Source organism: Arenibacter nanhaiticus, from assembly GCF_900141935.1.
Lineage (GTDB): Bacteria > Bacteroidota > Bacteroidia > Flavobacteriales > Flavobacteriaceae > Arenibacter > Arenibacter nanhaiticus.
On record NZ_FQYX01000025.1, the window covers coordinates 1 to 16,955 of the forward strand.

General features: G+C 43.8%; 11 protein-coding genes and 1 tRNA gene. 4 read left to right on the forward strand and 8 right to left on the reverse strand.

Annotated features, from left to right (window positions below):
• Positions 1 to 615 precede the first annotated feature (615 nt).
• The 3 genes from BUA16_RS13705 to BUA16_RS13715 all read left to right on the forward strand — a co-directional run bounded on the left by BUA16_RS13705 (position 616) and on the right by BUA16_RS13715 (position 2,454).
• Complete coding sequence (locus BUA16_RS13705) at positions 616 to 1,830, forward strand: site-specific integrase (RefSeq protein WP_072765329.1); 1,215 nt, start codon at positions 616 to 618, stop codon at positions 1,828 to 1,830.
• Positions 1,831 to 1,930: 100 nt separating this feature from the next.
• Positions 1,931 to 2,167 carry a hypothetical protein gene (locus BUA16_RS13710; protein ID WP_072765330.1) on the forward strand — a complete coding sequence of 79 codons (237 nt, stop codon included), beginning with the start codon at positions 1,931 to 1,933 and terminating at the stop codon, positions 2,165 to 2,167.
• Positions 2,152 to 2,454, forward strand: a complete 303-nt coding sequence (locus BUA16_RS13715) for a type II toxin-antitoxin system RelE/ParE family toxin (RefSeq protein ID WP_072765331.1) — start codon at positions 2,152 to 2,154, stop codon at positions 2,452 to 2,454. Before BUA16_RS13710 ends, BUA16_RS13715 begins: the two co-directional genes overlap by 16 nt.
• Before the next feature lie 6 nt (positions 2,455 to 2,460).
• Here BUA16_RS13715 and BUA16_RS13720 read toward each other — a convergent pair whose 3' ends face one another.
• The 7 genes from BUA16_RS13720 to BUA16_RS13755 all read right to left on the reverse strand — a co-directional run bounded on the left by BUA16_RS13720 (position 2,461) and on the right by BUA16_RS13755 (position 15,939).
• Positions 2,461 to 4,773, reverse strand: a complete 2,313-nt coding sequence (locus tag BUA16_RS13720) for a relaxase/mobilization nuclease domain-containing protein (protein WP_072765332.1) — start codon at positions 4,771 to 4,773, stop codon at positions 2,461 to 2,463.
• A gap of 857 nt (positions 4,774 to 5,630) precedes the next feature.
• Positions 5,631 to 6,593: a hypothetical protein gene (locus BUA16_RS13725; RefSeq protein WP_072765333.1), complete on the reverse strand. Its 963-nt coding sequence runs from the start codon at positions 6,591 to 6,593 to the stop codon at positions 5,631 to 5,633.
• 336 nt (positions 6,594 to 6,929) lie between these two features.
• Positions 6,930 to 7,463 (reverse strand): hypothetical protein, encoded by a 534-nt coding sequence (locus tag BUA16_RS13730; RefSeq protein ID WP_072765334.1) that lies wholly within the window; start codon positions 7,461 to 7,463, stop codon positions 6,930 to 6,932.
• A 2-nt stretch (positions 7,464 to 7,465) separates the two neighbouring features.
• Positions 7,466 to 8,437: a hypothetical protein gene (locus BUA16_RS13735; protein ID WP_072765335.1), complete on the reverse strand. Its 972-nt coding sequence runs from the start codon at positions 8,435 to 8,437 to the stop codon at positions 7,466 to 7,468.
• Between the two features lie 422 nt (positions 8,438 to 8,859).
• Positions 8,860 to 9,288 carry a DUF5958 family protein gene (locus BUA16_RS13745; RefSeq protein ID WP_072765376.1) on the reverse strand — a complete coding sequence of 143 codons (429 nt, stop codon included), beginning with the start codon at positions 9,286 to 9,288 and terminating at the stop codon, positions 8,860 to 8,862.
• A gap of 11 nt (positions 9,289 to 9,299) precedes the next feature.
• On the reverse strand, positions 9,300 to 15,578 hold the full coding sequence (locus tag BUA16_RS13750; RefSeq protein ID WP_072765337.1) for an FG-GAP-like repeat-containing protein: 6,279 nt from the start codon (positions 15,576 to 15,578) through the stop codon (positions 9,300 to 9,302).
• Between the two features lie 43 nt (positions 15,579 to 15,621).
• Complete coding sequence (locus BUA16_RS13755; protein ID WP_176328533.1) at positions 15,622 to 15,939, reverse strand: T9SS type A sorting domain-containing protein; 318 nt, start codon at positions 15,937 to 15,939, stop codon at positions 15,622 to 15,624.
• A 297-nt stretch (positions 15,940 to 16,236) separates the two neighbouring features.
• Between BUA16_RS13755 and BUA16_RS13760 the strand changes: the two genes are divergently transcribed.
• Positions 16,237 to 16,464, forward strand: coding sequence for a transposase (locus BUA16_RS13760; RefSeq protein WP_245795570.1), 228 nt, complete (start codon positions 16,237 to 16,239; stop codon positions 16,462 to 16,464).
• Between the two features lie 388 nt (positions 16,465 to 16,852).
• On the opposite strand, the gene BUA16_RS13770 is transcribed toward BUA16_RS13760, so the two are convergent.
• Positions 16,853 to 16,933, reverse strand: a tRNA-Leu gene (locus tag BUA16_RS13770).
• Positions 16,934 to 16,955 lie beyond the last annotated feature (22 nt).

Consider the following 16,955-nt stretch of genomic DNA (forward strand, 5'->3'; position numbering starts at 1 on the left):
CAGGGCACAGTTCAGAGGGGTGAAAAATGTAGAATTCTTCCTTTATAGATTAACCACAATTTTTGCATAAACACAACAATTGGTCATGATCCATTATAGGTTGATAAAGGATGAGGTAAAGAAACGTTTAGGAAACAACACCAAACCATCTTACCAAATTAATAAAATAAAAAAATTGATGCCTTTAGTTGAAACCCCTGGAGGGCGAAAGTTGGAAAGTATAATAACTTTGAAAGGTAAATTAAAAGAATAAAGGGGCTTATGTAAGAGGTCGAAAAACCTCGAATGTAGAATTTATTATTTAATCCCTTGTTGATTATTTTAAGATGGTTGGCAAATGGTTGGCAAGACGGAGAAAAAGAAAACCGTAACACCTTAATAATAAAGATGTTACGGTTTTTATAAGTACTCGAGGTGGGAATCGAACCCACACTCCAAAGGAACTGGATTTTGAATTCTCGATTGTCTGGTCTTATATGGCTCTAAATGGCTTATAAACAGGTTGTTAGTGTTTTTTTGAAGAGCCATATAAAACCATATAAAACCAAGAAAAACCATCATTTGTTGTACCTATGTTGTACCTAGAATTCGTATATTTAATACAAACTAGTGGTTATGGGGTCAAGTATAAAGATAACGCTTCGGAAAAAAGCAAACAAACAAGGTCATTTCCCCTTAGCTGTTCGAATCACCAAGGACAGGAAAACCAACTATTTGTATATTGGACATTATATCGACGCTAAATATTGGGATAAAGAAAAACTAGAGGTAAGGAAATCCCATCCAAATTCTCAACGCCTAAATAACTTGCTCGTACAAAAGTTGGCTGAAGCCAATCAAACTAGAATAGACCTTCAAACACGGAAAAATGATATTTCGTCTAAGCAAATAAAAAAGGAGATCGCAAATCCTCTTTCCAAAACTAGCTTTAAGGAAATTGCTGACCAATATCTAGAAGGGTTGGAAAAAACAAATAAACTTCAACGTTTATCATCTGATAAAGCTCGAATTGGTCATTTTATCAGGTTTGTTAACAATGAAGAATTAAGCTTTCAGGAAATTGATGAGACCTTGTTGCGCCGCTTTTCTCTTTATTTGAAATCAACTAGAAATCTATCCCAACGTTCGGTGGTTAACAATTTAATTGTTTTAAGAACCCTTTTCAACAAAGCTATACGATTAGGAATTGTGGACCAAAAACAATATCCCTTTGGGGCCCACAAAATATCTTTAAAATTTCCGGAAACAAAAAAAGTAGGATTGAATATAGAGGAAATACAGTCTCTTGAGGCATTGGATGATTTATCTAAGCAGGAATTTAATGCCCGAAGTATTTGGCTCTTTAGTTTTTATCTTGCAGGAATGCGAGTCGGTGATGTTCTACAGATAAAATGGAATAATATTTATGATGGTCGGTTACACTATCGTATGGGAAAGAATAATAAGCGGTTGTCATTTAAATTACCCGATAAAATAAACGGGATACTTAAGGTTTATGAAAAGGACAAGCGATTTGATGATGATTTTGTTTTTCCTGAAATGAAAACGGCCAATCTGAAAAATCCCAAGGATTACTTTAAAAAATTGAAAAACGGGAATAGAAAGGTTAATAAATACCTAGGCAAAATTGCAGAAAAAGCGGGGATAACAAAAAAGCTTACCATGCATATAGCTCGTCATAGTTTCGGTAATATAGCAGGTGATAAAATACCTATTCAGATGTTGCAAAAACTTTATCGGCATTCCTCGGTGACCACCACCATAAATTACCAGGCAAATTTTATGCATAGGGACACAGATAATGCTTTGGAGAAGGTCATTAATTTTTAATTCCCTCCCGATGGCTATAGAGAAAAATATCTAACCAAGGTCATATCCAAATAATTATAGAACATTAATTGTATCTTTACAGTGAGTAAATAAAATTACAATGGACTTACAGGCGGATTTAAAATGGATACACAAAGAGCTCGATAAAGTAAAAGACCCTATATTTATCGAAGCAATAAAGAATATGCTGAAATACAATAAGAAAGTATCATCGGAGCGTATCAGTATCGAACAGTATAATCAGGAAATTGACACATCCATTGCTCAAATAGAAAGCGGACAGACGTACACTCACCAACAAATGGAAGAGCGCATTAAAAAATGGGGAAAACAATAATCTGGACCCATCAGGCAGATGCAGAGCTCAATGAAGCCTTTTTGGACTTATTGGAGCAATCCGAGTCGCTTGAAACCACCACTAAGATCATCACTGAAATTTATGAATCGGCTGCGATATTAGCGACCAATCCAGAGATATATAAGTTGGATATCCTCAAGGAAAACAATAATGGGAATATCAGGGCATACGAAAAACACACCTATAGAATATCCTATTTGGTGGAGGAGGAGGCCGTATATATTATCCGTGTACGCTACGCAAGAAAGGAACCACTTGGATATTAAGAATTCCTAAGGCCCAAAATTTAGGCCGCCCCAACTTTCTAAAAACCAATTCTCTTTGTATTTGGAATAATCCGTAAGCTCGTCTTTAAACCCGTTATAGGCTTCCTCCTCTTGAGAGGTGGTAGGGCCCATGAGCGTTTCCAGGGCGTTCCATCCTGCTCGGAGTGTGTTGGCCTGTGCCAGACGCTCCCGCTCATTGGCAACGGTCACCAAGGCCTCCTTGAATCCGTTTGCCATATGGTGCTCTACGAGTTCCAGTGGCAAATTGGGGGTTATCCTGTCCAACACGTAACTATATGCCGCTTGTTTATAAAGTCCGCATTCCATTAAATGCCCCATCCAAAGGCTTTTTAAATTGTCCTGTCCTTTGGCTATTATGTGATTTAGGCTGACAGGTTGCCTGGCCATGACACTAGGAAGCTCAGGGGACGATAGTAGGTAGTCCTGCATTTTCGTTGAAAGGGCGACCGTTACTTTATATTTGGAATAAAGAGAACCTACCCAGAGTTTTCCTCCCTGCTCTTCAAAATAAAAGCCCCTGGCGTTGAAAAAGGCGATATAGTCCCTTGGGGATTTCTCAAAGGGCGCCTGCATCCGTTCGGCATACCCATGGTAGGCTTTTAGGGCCAAGGTATCATACCGCTCCCTAAAGGTTGGTACCATAGCATTATAGAGTTTTGGGAATACCATGGGCAAAAATAGGGCGGTGGGCCCCGGCTTTATCTCTTTGGCGGATTTGCCGTGCAGCAGCCCTTCCAATAGCTTTTCGTTTTCACGTGCAAAACCAGGAGGTACATACGGGTTTACGCTTGTCTGTAATAAATAACTGCCCAGATCCACTGGTACTTGGTGGAGCTTGGAATTCGCATAGGTCAGGGTGCCCTCATTGTATCGTGCGCCCAGACTTTGGACAAGCGCACCAAGGACCTCCCTTTGGTCCAACGTACTAGTGAACAGCCGATCCCTGGCCCGTTGAATAAGGTCGGCCTTCTTTTGCAATTCCTGCTTTTCCTTATTCATGGCGGAGGTATATAGCTTCTCACTAAAAGGATAGTAGTGGGAGGTGATTACCTTCCACAAGGTCCGGTTATCGGTATGTAAGTGTTTCTTAAGGAAGAGAAAGCGCTCCGATTTCATCATTTCCCTAACCAGAACATCTAAAGGAGTTTTAAGGATATGCTCGGAGAACAGGGGTTTGTATCGCAAATCTCGATAGGTCTTTTGGAAGGCTTCCCTCAAGCAACGTTGGAACTCCAGTTCCAATTGGCTGCTATCCATGTACATTTGGGTGTGTTCGGCTTGGAACAACTCGGGGTTCTCTTGGATGCTTAGACCCCTCCCAATCTCGTCGCTGCGTAGCACATAACCCGTTTTATCATGGATGGTGAAATCAACCACCTGTCCCTGATCGTTGTAGTTTAGCCTACAATCGAGCTTTTGATGGGAGTCTAGGATGTCTGGCAGGTGATCGGGACGGAGGGTCCTAAATAGTTTATAGGTAGTTTTTATTTGTTTTTCCAAACGCTTTTTTACCATGGGCAAGAGGGCCGATTGCCGATTGTGCTCAAAAACTTGTTGGAGTTTGGGACCGGAGAACTGGGGGTGTACGGTATAGCCGCCAATAAACCGGGATCGGTACCCTTCCTTGGTCGCAATCCCATAAGCTACTCCTACCCTACTCGAACGATCTACCACCTTCAGTTCGATATGGTATTCTTTGAGGAGTTTGGCAAGTTCGTCAAAGCTTCGCACCTTATGTTTTTGCAGGGTGTTGTTCAGGATGTCCTGCATATAGTATCGGACCCCGTTGCTTTCCTTGTGGTTAAACTGGGGCATTTCCAGTTTAGGAAGCTCCCGGACCGATCTTTTTTCTGGGGAGGGGGAAAGTCCAAACTGTTTCTCTAGGTACTTCTGGGCGGCCATACTCCTTCTATAGTCAAAGGAAAGGTTGATCTGGCTGCAGTCTTCCCTAATGGTACTAGAGACGATGTGCACGTGTTCGTGCTCGGTATCGTGATGTCGTACCACAATAAAAGGCTGCTCCCCATAGCCCATATACTCCATATAGGCTTTTGCCAGGGCCAAGAATTTAGTATCGTCCAGATGTTCACCTCGGGGAAGGTTCAGGGTGGCATGTACGTAGCGCTTTTCAGAGGCATGGCGGAAGCCCAAAAAGACAAGTACCTGTTCGAAGACCTTGAGGTTTGTATCCGTATCGGAATAGGTATTGTGGAAGCCGAGAATGGTCGATTCCGGTTTCCCCAGTACGTATTTCAGTACGCCTTGCACTTTGTTACGGTATAGGAGTCGTGCGATCATGATCTTTTTGTTGATTATTATTCCCGAGGGCAGCTTTTCACTTCGCTAGAAGTAGGAGTTTTGCGTAGCGCAAAACATAACTTGCTATCCGTTAAAAACGGATAATCCTATATAAATATAATACATTAAAAAACCAACTTAAAAGACTTATTTATAGTATTTTACGCCTCAAAACCATATGAAGCCATATGAGACCATATAAGACCAGCCCTGGTTTAATATGGTTTTATATTTTATTCGAAAAGATGGTGGGAAAAGGGTTAAATAGGTCGATTACATAGCGAGGGAGAAAAAGGGCAAGGGGTTTTTCGCTCCTTGTGCTTTGGTGCGGGGCCGAGGCTGTCGGGCAAGACTGATGGAGAAATCCTCCCCTAGCGGATGGGTAAAATGTGGGTAGGGAAAAGAATAGGCTCGGAAGGTAGGTCCGATGGCCGCAGGGGCATGGTAAATATTATAAGTTTAATTACTACCTTCTGGGTAAGCAGGCTCTATCAAAAAAAAAAGATTTGAGCTTTCAAAAGTTTTAAAGGGAATCCTTAGATCCATCCGAAATTGCCTATTAATCTAAGCGGGAGCTAAAATAAATCCTACTATCATTACTCGTTTCTATAATGACATAATATACCTATACAATTCATAAGCACTCCATAAAATTATTATAATTGCGAATATTCTAGCAAAAAAAAACCTTATATCATAATAATGATCGCTCGTCTCCTTACTAATATAATGGTCTTTTTCTTCAATTTTTCCCGATTTTTTTGTGCATTCCAGTAACCTATTGGAAAAATATATAAATATTGAACAAATAATTATCATTAATATATACTTAAGATAGCTCATTTTGACAACAATTTTCAGTTATTAATAAATTTTTCAATCAAGTTTATCTTCAAACTTTTATTTTGAAGAAGTATTTGAGTTGATAATGTAGATCCAGGGATTCTTTTTATTAAAATATCCGTGCCTAAGTCAACCCCAAAAGCCCCAATTGTAATCCCACCTTTCGACCAATTGGCGTTTGCTGCTGATTCTAATATAGAACCCGAAAATGAGACTCCGCTTCCAATCCCTGCAATTGGAACCCCAAATCCGGCACCAGCACCTGTCAACGTTAATCCATAGCCTGCTACGGCCATACCGTCCCCGACATTCTGTAACATTATTTCAATTTCTGAACCGTTGACCCGGAGGGTCGTACCCCAATCGATCGAGGTATCGCTTACCCGAAAAGTATATTCTACATTGGCCGTACCCGTCCTAAAGACAGATCCACCATCCGGCCCTGCTACAGTTCCCGTCCAATCCAAATAATCTCCTTCCGCATAAACCCTTGGTATCGGTCTTGAATTTGAAACGACAGCCCCAGAATTTATCGTATTGTTCGGCTGGACGATCGCCCTCTCCTTTCCATTAAAAAAATCCAATCCGGCCTTATTGGCTTTGAAACCACTGGAAATACCATTGGCCAAACCTCCGGTAACTCCCCCGATCACACCAGCAGTAAGCCCAGATCCCAGACCCTCACCAAAATTGGCACCGTTCATCCAGGACGTGCCCGTACTTCCAACAAAACCGCCAGCAAAGCCCCCTGCGGAACCTGAGGCGGCACCGCCCCAAAAGCCCATGGATGCCGACATTCCGCTGCTGAAAAACCCGCCCCCGGCACCTACCATCCCGGCCACGGCTCCTATCAGTCCGCCCCCGACAATGGTACCGAAGTTCGTCCCGGGCTTCACCGCTTGGGCCACTGCACCGATGACCGCTCCTGCAATTACCGCAAACCAAAAGAACTCCCCATTTGCATCAGTGTACTTCAACGGACTGTTCCATGCCTAGCCTTATTGATCAACGTCCCGGTATTTTCGCCAGCGCACCATCCCGCCTATTTTTGCAAACGCACACCGTGCGTTTACAAAAAGTAGCGTGCACAAAATTGTCCGGCATCAAGAACCGGTGTAGCATGGGGGCCCTTTCGGCTTCGCCCAGGGCAGGCTCCAAGCCACCCGTTCCCGCCTTCGCTGCGGACAGGTGGGCATGTGAATGAGGTGGACTTCAAAGAGTGTACCACCATGCTATTTCAAAGAACTCTTCTTTGTCCCGAATCTTGCCGTCCTACAAATAAGAACACTAACACTACCGAAGCAAAAATTCTTCTAAGTAATCCAAATATCAAAAACTGAAATTATTGTCCAGGAACCATAGACCTTTTTAAGAAAGTAAGTGCTTCCGGATCCACTTCCTTTGTTATTAATCCAGATTTCTGAAACGATACAATGTTCTTTTTTAATGTCGAATATGGGCTCACTGACCATGAGAATTTGCTGTCTTTTATCATTTTTTTTTAATAACATTTCAATATCTTGTTTTTCAAGGCAGCTTTTTGAGATTAGAATATTTAATAAGTAGTCACGATTAAAGGAGAAATTGGACATCCAACTTCCTTCTTTACTTTTTTTGGAAGAGGTCTCCAGTTCCTCTAGTATGCAACTAGGGACTTCAAGCCCTGTTTGAGAATTAAAATCGGAACTATCAAAAAAAGTCTTTACTCTATCACATCCCACATAAAATTTTGAATTGCTGATGTTCATTTCAAGTATTTTATCTAAAATCTGTTTTTCCGTTGAGACCTGGGACAAACAAATATTTGAAAACAAGAAAATTATCAATGTAAAGCTAAAATTATTCATAATTATGGTATTTTAAACGAAACATTCTGAGTCCATGAAAAATTATTGTAATTCAAACTTTTAAAAAAATCGGGGAAAACTTTCATTAATTGGCCAGCCGAACTAGCATTAAACCCCCCGTAATTTGTACTTCCTAATGAAGCTTCATAACTATATGCGTGAAATTCCAGGATTTCGCCAAGACCACTTTTCATAAGACTATTGTAATTAGGTATTGATACTCCCGTAAATATCCCCATTTGTGATACATGGACCATTTCATGGGACATAGCAAAAAACAGCTGTTTTGCACTTGAAAAAGCTTGTCCGTTAGGGTTATAGTAAATAGAAGCATTCCCTGTTAAAATGCCCCCGCTACTTGTGGGAACCGTGGCTGCGCCTGCGCCAGCCGTGTTCATATTGTCAATATACTTTTGAGGAACATTTTCAACACTTTGCCCAAGTAGGTTATCCGGCACATTTTCAAACCATGCGTTTTGGGCTTTTTGGAGATACTCATCCGTCATTGGCACAGCTTCCATTTCTTCTAAACCTATTTGACTTAAGCCTTTTCTAAAAGTTCCTATTCGATTTTGGTATCTTATCTCACTTGAAATCCCATTTATCAGACCGCCCGATACTCCCCCTATAACTCCTCCCTTGAGCCCGGACCCCAGTCCCTGACCAAAATTGGCACCGTTCATCCAGGACGTGCCCGTACTTCCAACAAAACCGCCAGCAAAACCCCCTGCGGAACCTGAGGCGGCACCGCCCCAAAAGCCCATGGACGCCGACATCCCGCTGCTGAAAAACCCGCCCCCGGCCACGACACTGCCCACCCCGGCACCCACCATCCCGGCCACGGCTCCTATCAGTCCGCCCCCGACAATGGTACCGAAGTTCGCCCCGGGCTTCACCGCTTGGGCCACTGCACCGATGACCGCTCCTGCAATCACCGCAAACCAAAAGAACTCCCCATTTGCATCGGTGTACATCAACGGATTGTTCCATGCCTAGCCTTATTGATCAACGTCCCGGTATTTTCGCCAGCGCACCATCCCGCCTATTTTTGCAAACGCACACCGTGCGTTTACAAAAAGTAGCGTGCACAAAATTGTCCGGCATCAAGAACCGGTGTAGCATGGGGGCCCTTTCGGCTTCGCCCAGGGCAGGCTCCAAGCCACCCGTTCCCGCCTTCGCTGCGCTACGGACGGGCAGGCATGTGGATCAGGTTTACGCCCTGCAAATGCTCCCTTCGGCAAACTCAGGGCAGGCGTGGCCCGTATAGCCACGGTCTAAAAAGCCCCCTCGACCCCAAAGAGGTCACTACTATCGCAATTTCTAGGAACTTCTCAATACTTCAAATTTAGCGGCTCACCCTTGTCAGCAGGAGCGTGAGGCTTGCGTTAACGGGGTTTTATTTATAACTTTTCAGTATCATCTTAACCCTATTTTCATCTGACAATTCCCAATACCACCATTTATCAGGATGGTTTTTTTCTTCTTGAAATCTTCTTTGATATGGAATTTTGAATAAGCTCAAAAACAATAAAAAAACTTTATCTAATTCATTTTCAGGTAAGGCAATAATCTTGTTTAGATTATGGGATGTAATTCCTTTCTTTAGCAGTATACATGGCGTATATGTAGGTTTCAGTTTTGATTCTAGGATCGCTGTTTCAATATCATTATCATTAGGTTTGGACTGTAATATTAAAAATGTCATATCAGTTAAGAAAGTACGCTTCTTCTCAGATTCGAAAGTATTAAAATTGCTTAGCAACTCCTTACTATTTACCAAACCTTGTCCATATTTATTGATTAACATTTCTTCTTCTAACTTCATAATAGTGTGCATTAGTGAGGATAAATTGTGATGTAGGGTAAATTAGGATTAACAGGTCCTTTGAAAATGTCAATATTTCTTGGAGTATTATTCAATATTGAACGTGAACCAGGTAAAGAGTTTTTAATTGTTTTCCAATTTTTATTATTAAGCCCAGGTATTACATAATCCCAATCAGAATAAACCCCTGCTGTACCCTTTGCACGGCTTCCTACAACCGTAATTGGTTTGTTGATTCTAGTGGCTGCATTTCCTATTCTTATCAATTCTCCTTTAGACAATACACTACTTCCCCCCTTAGCGGCACTACTGGCGACCGATCTGGCACCTATCTTTATGCCTGTTTTAATACCCCCCTTGACCAATGAAGAGCCGCCTAGGGTAAAAACGTCGGCTACTATTGAACCTGCACCTAGGGCCACCATCCAACCATTACCGTCGTTTATGCCTTGGTATATATCCTTTAACCCTCCCACAATGGGCACAAAGTCCAGTACCGTGTCGGCCACGTCCCCGGCTGATATGCCCGGTCCGCTTCCCGATATGGAAATACCACCTCCACCAGAAGCACCAAATATAGCCAAATTATTGGGACCGCCACCGCCACCCATAGGCATGTCGGCATGGTATATTTCCGGTGCGGCATGCCTACCGCCACCTCCACCTCCAAATAGCCTTTTCAAAGGTTTGGCGATATGTTTGTTCACCCACTTCTCTACGGGCTTCCCGAAATTCCTGTTCAGCCATCTCCCGATCTGGGCGTCCTTGATCTCATCCGACCAGCTACCAAGGGCGGAAGCGACCAAGACAGCACCGCCCCATAGCCAATTCCCGGTCCCGGTCCCTTCTGCATACTCCCCGCTAAAGTCGACGTACATGAGCGGATTGTGCATTACATATGCATACCTGTTGTAATTCAGGGTATTATACGGATCTTGCACAAAATTGTCCGGCATCAAGAACCGGTGCAGCATGGGGTCGTACAAACGCCCGTTCATGTGGATCAGGTTTACATCCTGCAGGTGCTCGTGCCCCGTATAGCCACGGTCCAAGACGGCGAATTTCGTCAGTGCCGCATTGTTCCCGTCCGTCAACTTAACGATATTGCCCCAGGCATCAAAATGCCGCTTCTCCTTAAAAGTACCATTTTTGTCCGTTATCCCCAAGATGCTGCCCAAATAATCCCTGTGCAGGTACAGGTATTGGGCCGTGGTGGTACTTCCCTGATCCGAATGGTAGATTACCGGCGAGGAATAGGCATCCCCGCCCACATAGGTGACGAAAGTAGTCCTGCCCGTGGCCTTTTCCCATTTTATCTCCATACTGCCGTCCTGGGAATAGTGCTTCCTAAAGGGACGGTCCTCCTTGGTGGCCTGGGTACCGCCGTAGTACATGGTGGCACGGCCCATCCCCGCATTGTACTGGAAACTGATCCGGTCCTTGCCGTTCTCATAGATCTCCACAGGGCTCTTAAAGGCGTTGTATGTAATGTTCTGGGTGGTATAATTGTTGTAATAGGTCTCCCCGGTAGGGTTCAGGGTCAATCCCGTATTCTGGTAATTAGTGCTGTTATAGGTAAAGGTTCCTAAGTTGGAGAGTGTATTGATCCGTCCTTTATTATCGTAATCTTGGTTCTTGGCCCCGTTATTGTCGTTAAAGCTGAGCAACCGGTCCTGGGAATCATAGGTGAAATTTTCCGTCCAGGCAAATAGGCTGTTGGTGCGACTGTTGAGGATGCCCCGCTGCACATTAAAGTTAAAGCTGAGCTTCATCAGCTCTACTGGAGAGGTGGTTACGTTCTTTTGGGAAAGGGCCTGTGTAAGATATCCATAGGTATCATACGTATTGGTATGCCTTAGGGCCACTCCCATGGTAGAGGTGGTCACCTGCCCCCTAGCATTGAGGCCGGTTATGTTCCACAGTTCCTCGTTGGTAGTAAAGTCGTTCACGTTCTTTAACTGCCCGTTGGCATAGGTATTCTTTACCTTGATCTTGCTGAACTTGTTATTGCTCAACAACCGTCCCTCACTTTCCTCGGTCGCCACTTTCCCAAAAGCATCATAGGTAAACCATTTGGTGAATTTGGCATGGGAGTTGGTCTCAATGGTACTGGTTACCCGCTTATAACTGTCATAGGCAATAGTGGTAGTCCCCGTATTGCCGTCGGCATTGGTGGCCAGGGCAATACTCGTAGGCAACTTGCTGGTAGCATCATAGGAATAGTTGATGATCATATTGGTGTTGGCATCGCCCGTCACCTTTTTTTGGGTTAGCTTGCCAACGGTACTATAGGTGTAATCGGTAACCCCTTTTGGGGTATTTTCCTTGGTGAGCTCTCCAAAACCATTGTATGCATAGGTATAAGTCCCGGCGGAAGGATCTATCAATTTTGTCCTTCTTCCCCAGCCATCCTGTTCTATGGTTTGGGCGATACCGGAATAGGTGCTGGACTTCATGGCCCCGTTGCCAAAATAGGTGTATGCGATGGTGCCGCCCGGATCGGTAACCTGGGTTACGTTCCCCAGGGCGTTCTTGGTAGTGGCAACGGTCTTGGTACCGTCATTCACCGTAACCGTTAGCCCGGAATAGCTGATATTCGTAACCTTACCCGTATAGGAGGTCAACGTTTTGGGCCTGCCGTATAGGTCGTACTCGGTAGTGTTCCATTGACCTACCGCCGTACCTATATAGGGCTCGCTCTCCTTCCACACCCTATCGAACTTATCGTACTGGTAGCTTTTGTTCACCCATTGCCCTAAGACGTCCTTTTTACTTTCCTTGACCAACCTTTGGAGCGGGTCATATACGGCAATGGTACTGCCGCCGTCATCGGCTGTAACGGTCACGGTATAGGTGTTGGAGGTTTCCACATAGGTGGTATTGACGTTCTTTCCCAGATAGTCAGTAACCTTGGTGAGCCGGTTCCAAGTATCGTATAAATATTGGGTAACGAGACCGAAGGGGTTCGTCTCCTTCTTCAAGGTGCCGGTGGTGGTATTGTATTCATAAGAGGTGGCCAGATTTTCCACATCATAGCTTTTTATCAAATACCTACCGGAAGTGTCATAATCGTACTTTAGCTGTCGTGCCGTTTCCCCGTTCGGCGTAATGGTCTTTGTCTTTATATTGCCAAAGACATCATACGTATAGGTCTCCGAATCAAAAGGGGTGCCGTCCCCCTTGTAATTTTTGGTAGTTACCAAGTAGCCCGTATAGGTATAATTTTCCTCTGTGGAGAAGGCGTTGCCACCTATGGTGGTTGTGTTCTTTTTGGTAAGGGGCCGCCCGATATAGTAGGTGGTGCCCGTACTGTTGCCATAGGTAAGGTCCGTTACACTACTGCCCTGCCCGGAATAATCCACGGTGATCTTGGTGGGGTTGTTATAGGCATCATAGAGATAACTGGTGGTGGTAGCGGTACCGTTTAGACCGTTCTGTACCAGGTTGGAGGTATTGCTGATCTTGAATACCTTGTTGGCGGCCAGGGAAGAGGCGTTCACATAGGTAGTCTTTGCGATATAATCCGGGGGTATGGAATTAAGAGTAAAATAATTGGCCATGGAATAACTGCTGGATACTGCTCCGCGTTTGGCGATATCGTGCTTGGTAATGTTCCAGATACGGTCCGAATCCTGGGTGCTCCAATCGCTGCGGGCAAGCCCTATAAAACCCATGAACCCGAGACCGTCTACATGGGCTACGGCCCCTTGGTAAGCGAAATGTTGCTTGATGGTAGTGGTTCCGCTCACCGAACGTTGAAGAGTGGCTACCAACTTGGTTCCCCTGGCCACATCAATATCCACAAAAGGATATACCTGATCCGATCGGGTCTCATAAAAAGCATACGTATCGCTCGCCTGAATATGGGGATCAAGGTCGCGATAGGTTATGTTATGGGTAGTTCCTTTGTTGGATATCGAACGGAGAAGCATATCTTCCCTATTGTCCTTCCCAAAGGTAAAATTGCACAAGGTGTTATTACTGATCGTTACAAAATCAAGATTATTGTTCGATCGGTCGGCCGGAGATAGGAAAACAGGGATGGGCAGGTGATTCAAGGTCCCGGTCTTTGTGGCCGATTTAATAAAGCTGAATGCCGGGGTAACTTCGCTCACCGTAGAAAAGGTATTATAGTACATCCCAACCGTTTGGGATCCGTTGGCACCACCGTTATGGGTGGTGGTTTTGTATTCCAGGATATCGGTACGCCCATCGCCATTGATATCGGTTGGAATAAGGTCGTACGAATTGATCGGACTTGTTGCTATACTATATTGTTTATACGTAAAGGGATAAACTTGTATCTTAAGGGAAAATTGGACCCCAGTAGAAAGAAAGAGGGCAAACGTAGCGCTATTATTGGCCGTCGGCATCATAAAATCGGTCTTTCCGTCCCCATTGTAATCTCCCAGATATAAGGGATAGTCCGTTCTAATACGAGAGTCCGTAGTGGACCATAACCGCACCAAGCCGTTGGCCGAATTCAGTGTATAGACATCTATCTTTCCTGATGTAACGTGTAATATATCCGTTTTTCCATCACCGTTGAAATCTGCGGTAAGCAAACGATGGTCCGATTGAAGGGCCGTCTCCAGGGTACCCGCCCGATTGGTAAATCCGGTAGATATCCTACGATCTAGATTTATAAAATAAACCTTAGAATCGGGTACGTTGGTGGTTTCACATCTACAACAGTCACCACAGGATTCGCCTGGCCTTGGAAGTATAGGGTAGCATGTTTCGTAAGAGTAGGGATTGGCTATTGCTATGATATCGGTAAGCCCGTCACCATTGAAATCCCCTGATATATAGTTCAATGGAACCCTTTCCGGGTTGCGACTGGTTGTACAATCGTATTTTGGGGTATAACTGGGAGCGTTCCAAGTTTTTTCATAATACTGGGCGGCAGGTGCATAAGTGCTCTGTCCGTTTACCTTGAACCGTACCTCATTGGTACCAGTATGGGTAACCAATCCGAAACCTTGGGCCTTGGCTAATTTATTGGCCCCATCAAGATAGGCTATTGGAAACATAGTCTCAAAAATAGGGGTACTTACCTGGCTGCCAATATTGGTGTTCCCCGATTGGATTTCCTGGAAGATCCAAAATTTGGTACGTTCGCTCCTATTTTTGGGATAAACGATAAAATCCATTTTCCCATCCCCGGTATAATCCAAAGGAACCATATGCGCATTTCGCTGTTCAATATTGCTTACTGTTAAACTGGTAGTTATTGTTGAGGCACCCAGACTTGCTGGGGAATCGCTATAATTAAAGCTGATCGGATTAAAACTAAGGGAATTGTCCCCGCTCTTTTCAGTGATACTGGTCAGCCGTTCAAATCCGAGGGTATTGAAATTATGCGCCAGCAAGTAGTTGCGATAGCCTATGGCCCCTGTCTTCACATTGATCGTGGAAAGGATGGTCTTCCTTCGAAAATCCTGACCCCCGATAAAGGACTGTTCGGGACGTTTACGGGACTTATAGACAAAGGCTATCTCGTTCGGAGAGGTACCTCCCGTTCTATGTCCGTATTTTATGGAAGCTATGCTCAAGGAATTGTTCGCCGCGGTATAGGTGTAATTAACCATAATGCCCTGCGGGTCCTGCCAACTGGTAATGGCATAATCTGTTCTAGATCGACTATCGGTACTATTGCCATATTTGGCCACGGAACCATCTGGATAGGTGACCGTAAAGGAAAGAGGCCCGTATGACGACCCATAAGTTGAGACCCCATTTGAAACTATTTTCACATTGGAGAAGTTCTCGGTCTCATAGATCGCCCCGCTGGCCCCATAGGTACCCGACTTCAATACCAATCGCTGCCCGTCCAATGCAAAACGGTCCGCACTGTCAAAATCGACCGGATCGATGTTATTGTCGTGGAATTTGGTGGAGGGGATCCGTGTGATCACTGAAATGCCCGAAACGTTCCAGCCATAGCCGGCCATACCATTACCGCCCTGGCTGTTATACGAAAGTGCGATTGTAGGTACTATCCCGTTGATTCCCGGCGGCACCTTGATAGGGACGGAATAGGTGGCTCCTCCAGTAAGGGAAACGGAAAGGTCCCCAGTAGTTTCCGAGATTTCGGAACCTCCGGCTCCAGAGCCCATTGGTTCTATGCTCGCATCCATATCCAATTCCATTGAAGGGGGCGATTTATCTTCGGTGCGTTCGATAACCGTAATAGGGGTCGCTTCCAAGGGGATTACCGTATAGTCGGTCTGGGCGTATACCCCGAAAGAACCGATGGAGAATACGGAGAAGATCAAAAATGTTTTCATACTTGTTGGTTGGGTTAGTATTAAAGCGACAATATCCTTCTACTCAGCTTTTGACTATTCTAATGGTTTGACGCTCCCCATTTTCGAACAGGACTTTCAACAGGTATAGGCCGGGTGGACTATCATTAAAATAAACGGGTTGTTCCCCCCGTACCGTATTTATTGGTATTGTATTCATCAATCTACCATCTACCGTAAATACCTGTATTTCTTTGGGCTTTAACCGTTCATTGGGAAACCATTCAACAAATAAAATTTCGGTTACAGGGTTAGGATAAGCGGTCATTTCAAAATCCAAAATATCAGTCAATCCCAATTCATCAATTGAATCCACAAATAGGGAATCTAAATTTTGAGGCATAACGGCCTTTAAGCACGTTAGACATACCCGGTCCCTTAGGATTTGGTTCCCCGCCATGTCATATGTGAATTTAAGCTTTTGTTGTGCAAACACATTAAGTGTTACTGCTATACATACTAACGTAAGTAGAAATGTTTTCATACGAAGAGTTTACCTACCAAACATATGTGAAAATTTGATTGATTATTTAGTTTTTCTTATTAATTAAAGTTAAAAATGTGTTAAATTTAAAATAGCGATTCCTTTTTAGACTCTTAGGTATTTTTGCTTAAAAACAAAATCCCACAACTTTTTGACTTGATCCAACTAGCCCACTGGTACAAAGATGTAGAGGAGTCAGGATTTAAGTGCTTCCAAACGGTAGCTAATAGCATTACTTTAAATTACCGCTCTGTACTTAACTATTTTTTAAACAGAAGTACAAATGCTTCAGCAGAATGCTTTAATGCCAAAGTAAAGGCTTTTAGATCACAATTTAGGGGAGTCAGGAATACGGAATACTTCTTATATCGCTTGATTAAATAAATCCCTTTAAAAGCTTCCAAACAGTAGCTAACAGTATCAGTGTTAATTACAGATCCATCCTAAACTATTTTATAAATAAAAGTACGAATGCCTCGGCAAAATCATTCAATGCAAACCTGCCTGCCGCAGGCAGGAATAAAAGCGTTCAGGGCACAGTTCAGAGGGGTGAAAAATGTAGAATTCTTCCTTTATAGATTAACCACAATTTTTGCATAAACACAACAATTGGTCATGATCCCTTTTATAGATACAAAGTCCCCTCTTGGGGAATATTATATTTGCCATATTTCAAGTTGATGCTCTATTAAAAGTAAAGGATCTAATTTGTTGTACCTATGTTGTACCTGGGAATAAAAAAAGGCTTTAACATTTCCGTTAAAGCCTTTCGTACTCGAGGTGGGAATCGAACCCACACTCCAAAGGAACTGGATTTTGAATCCAGCGCGTCTACCAGTTCCGCCACTCGAGCAACTAACTAGTCGTTGAGACTG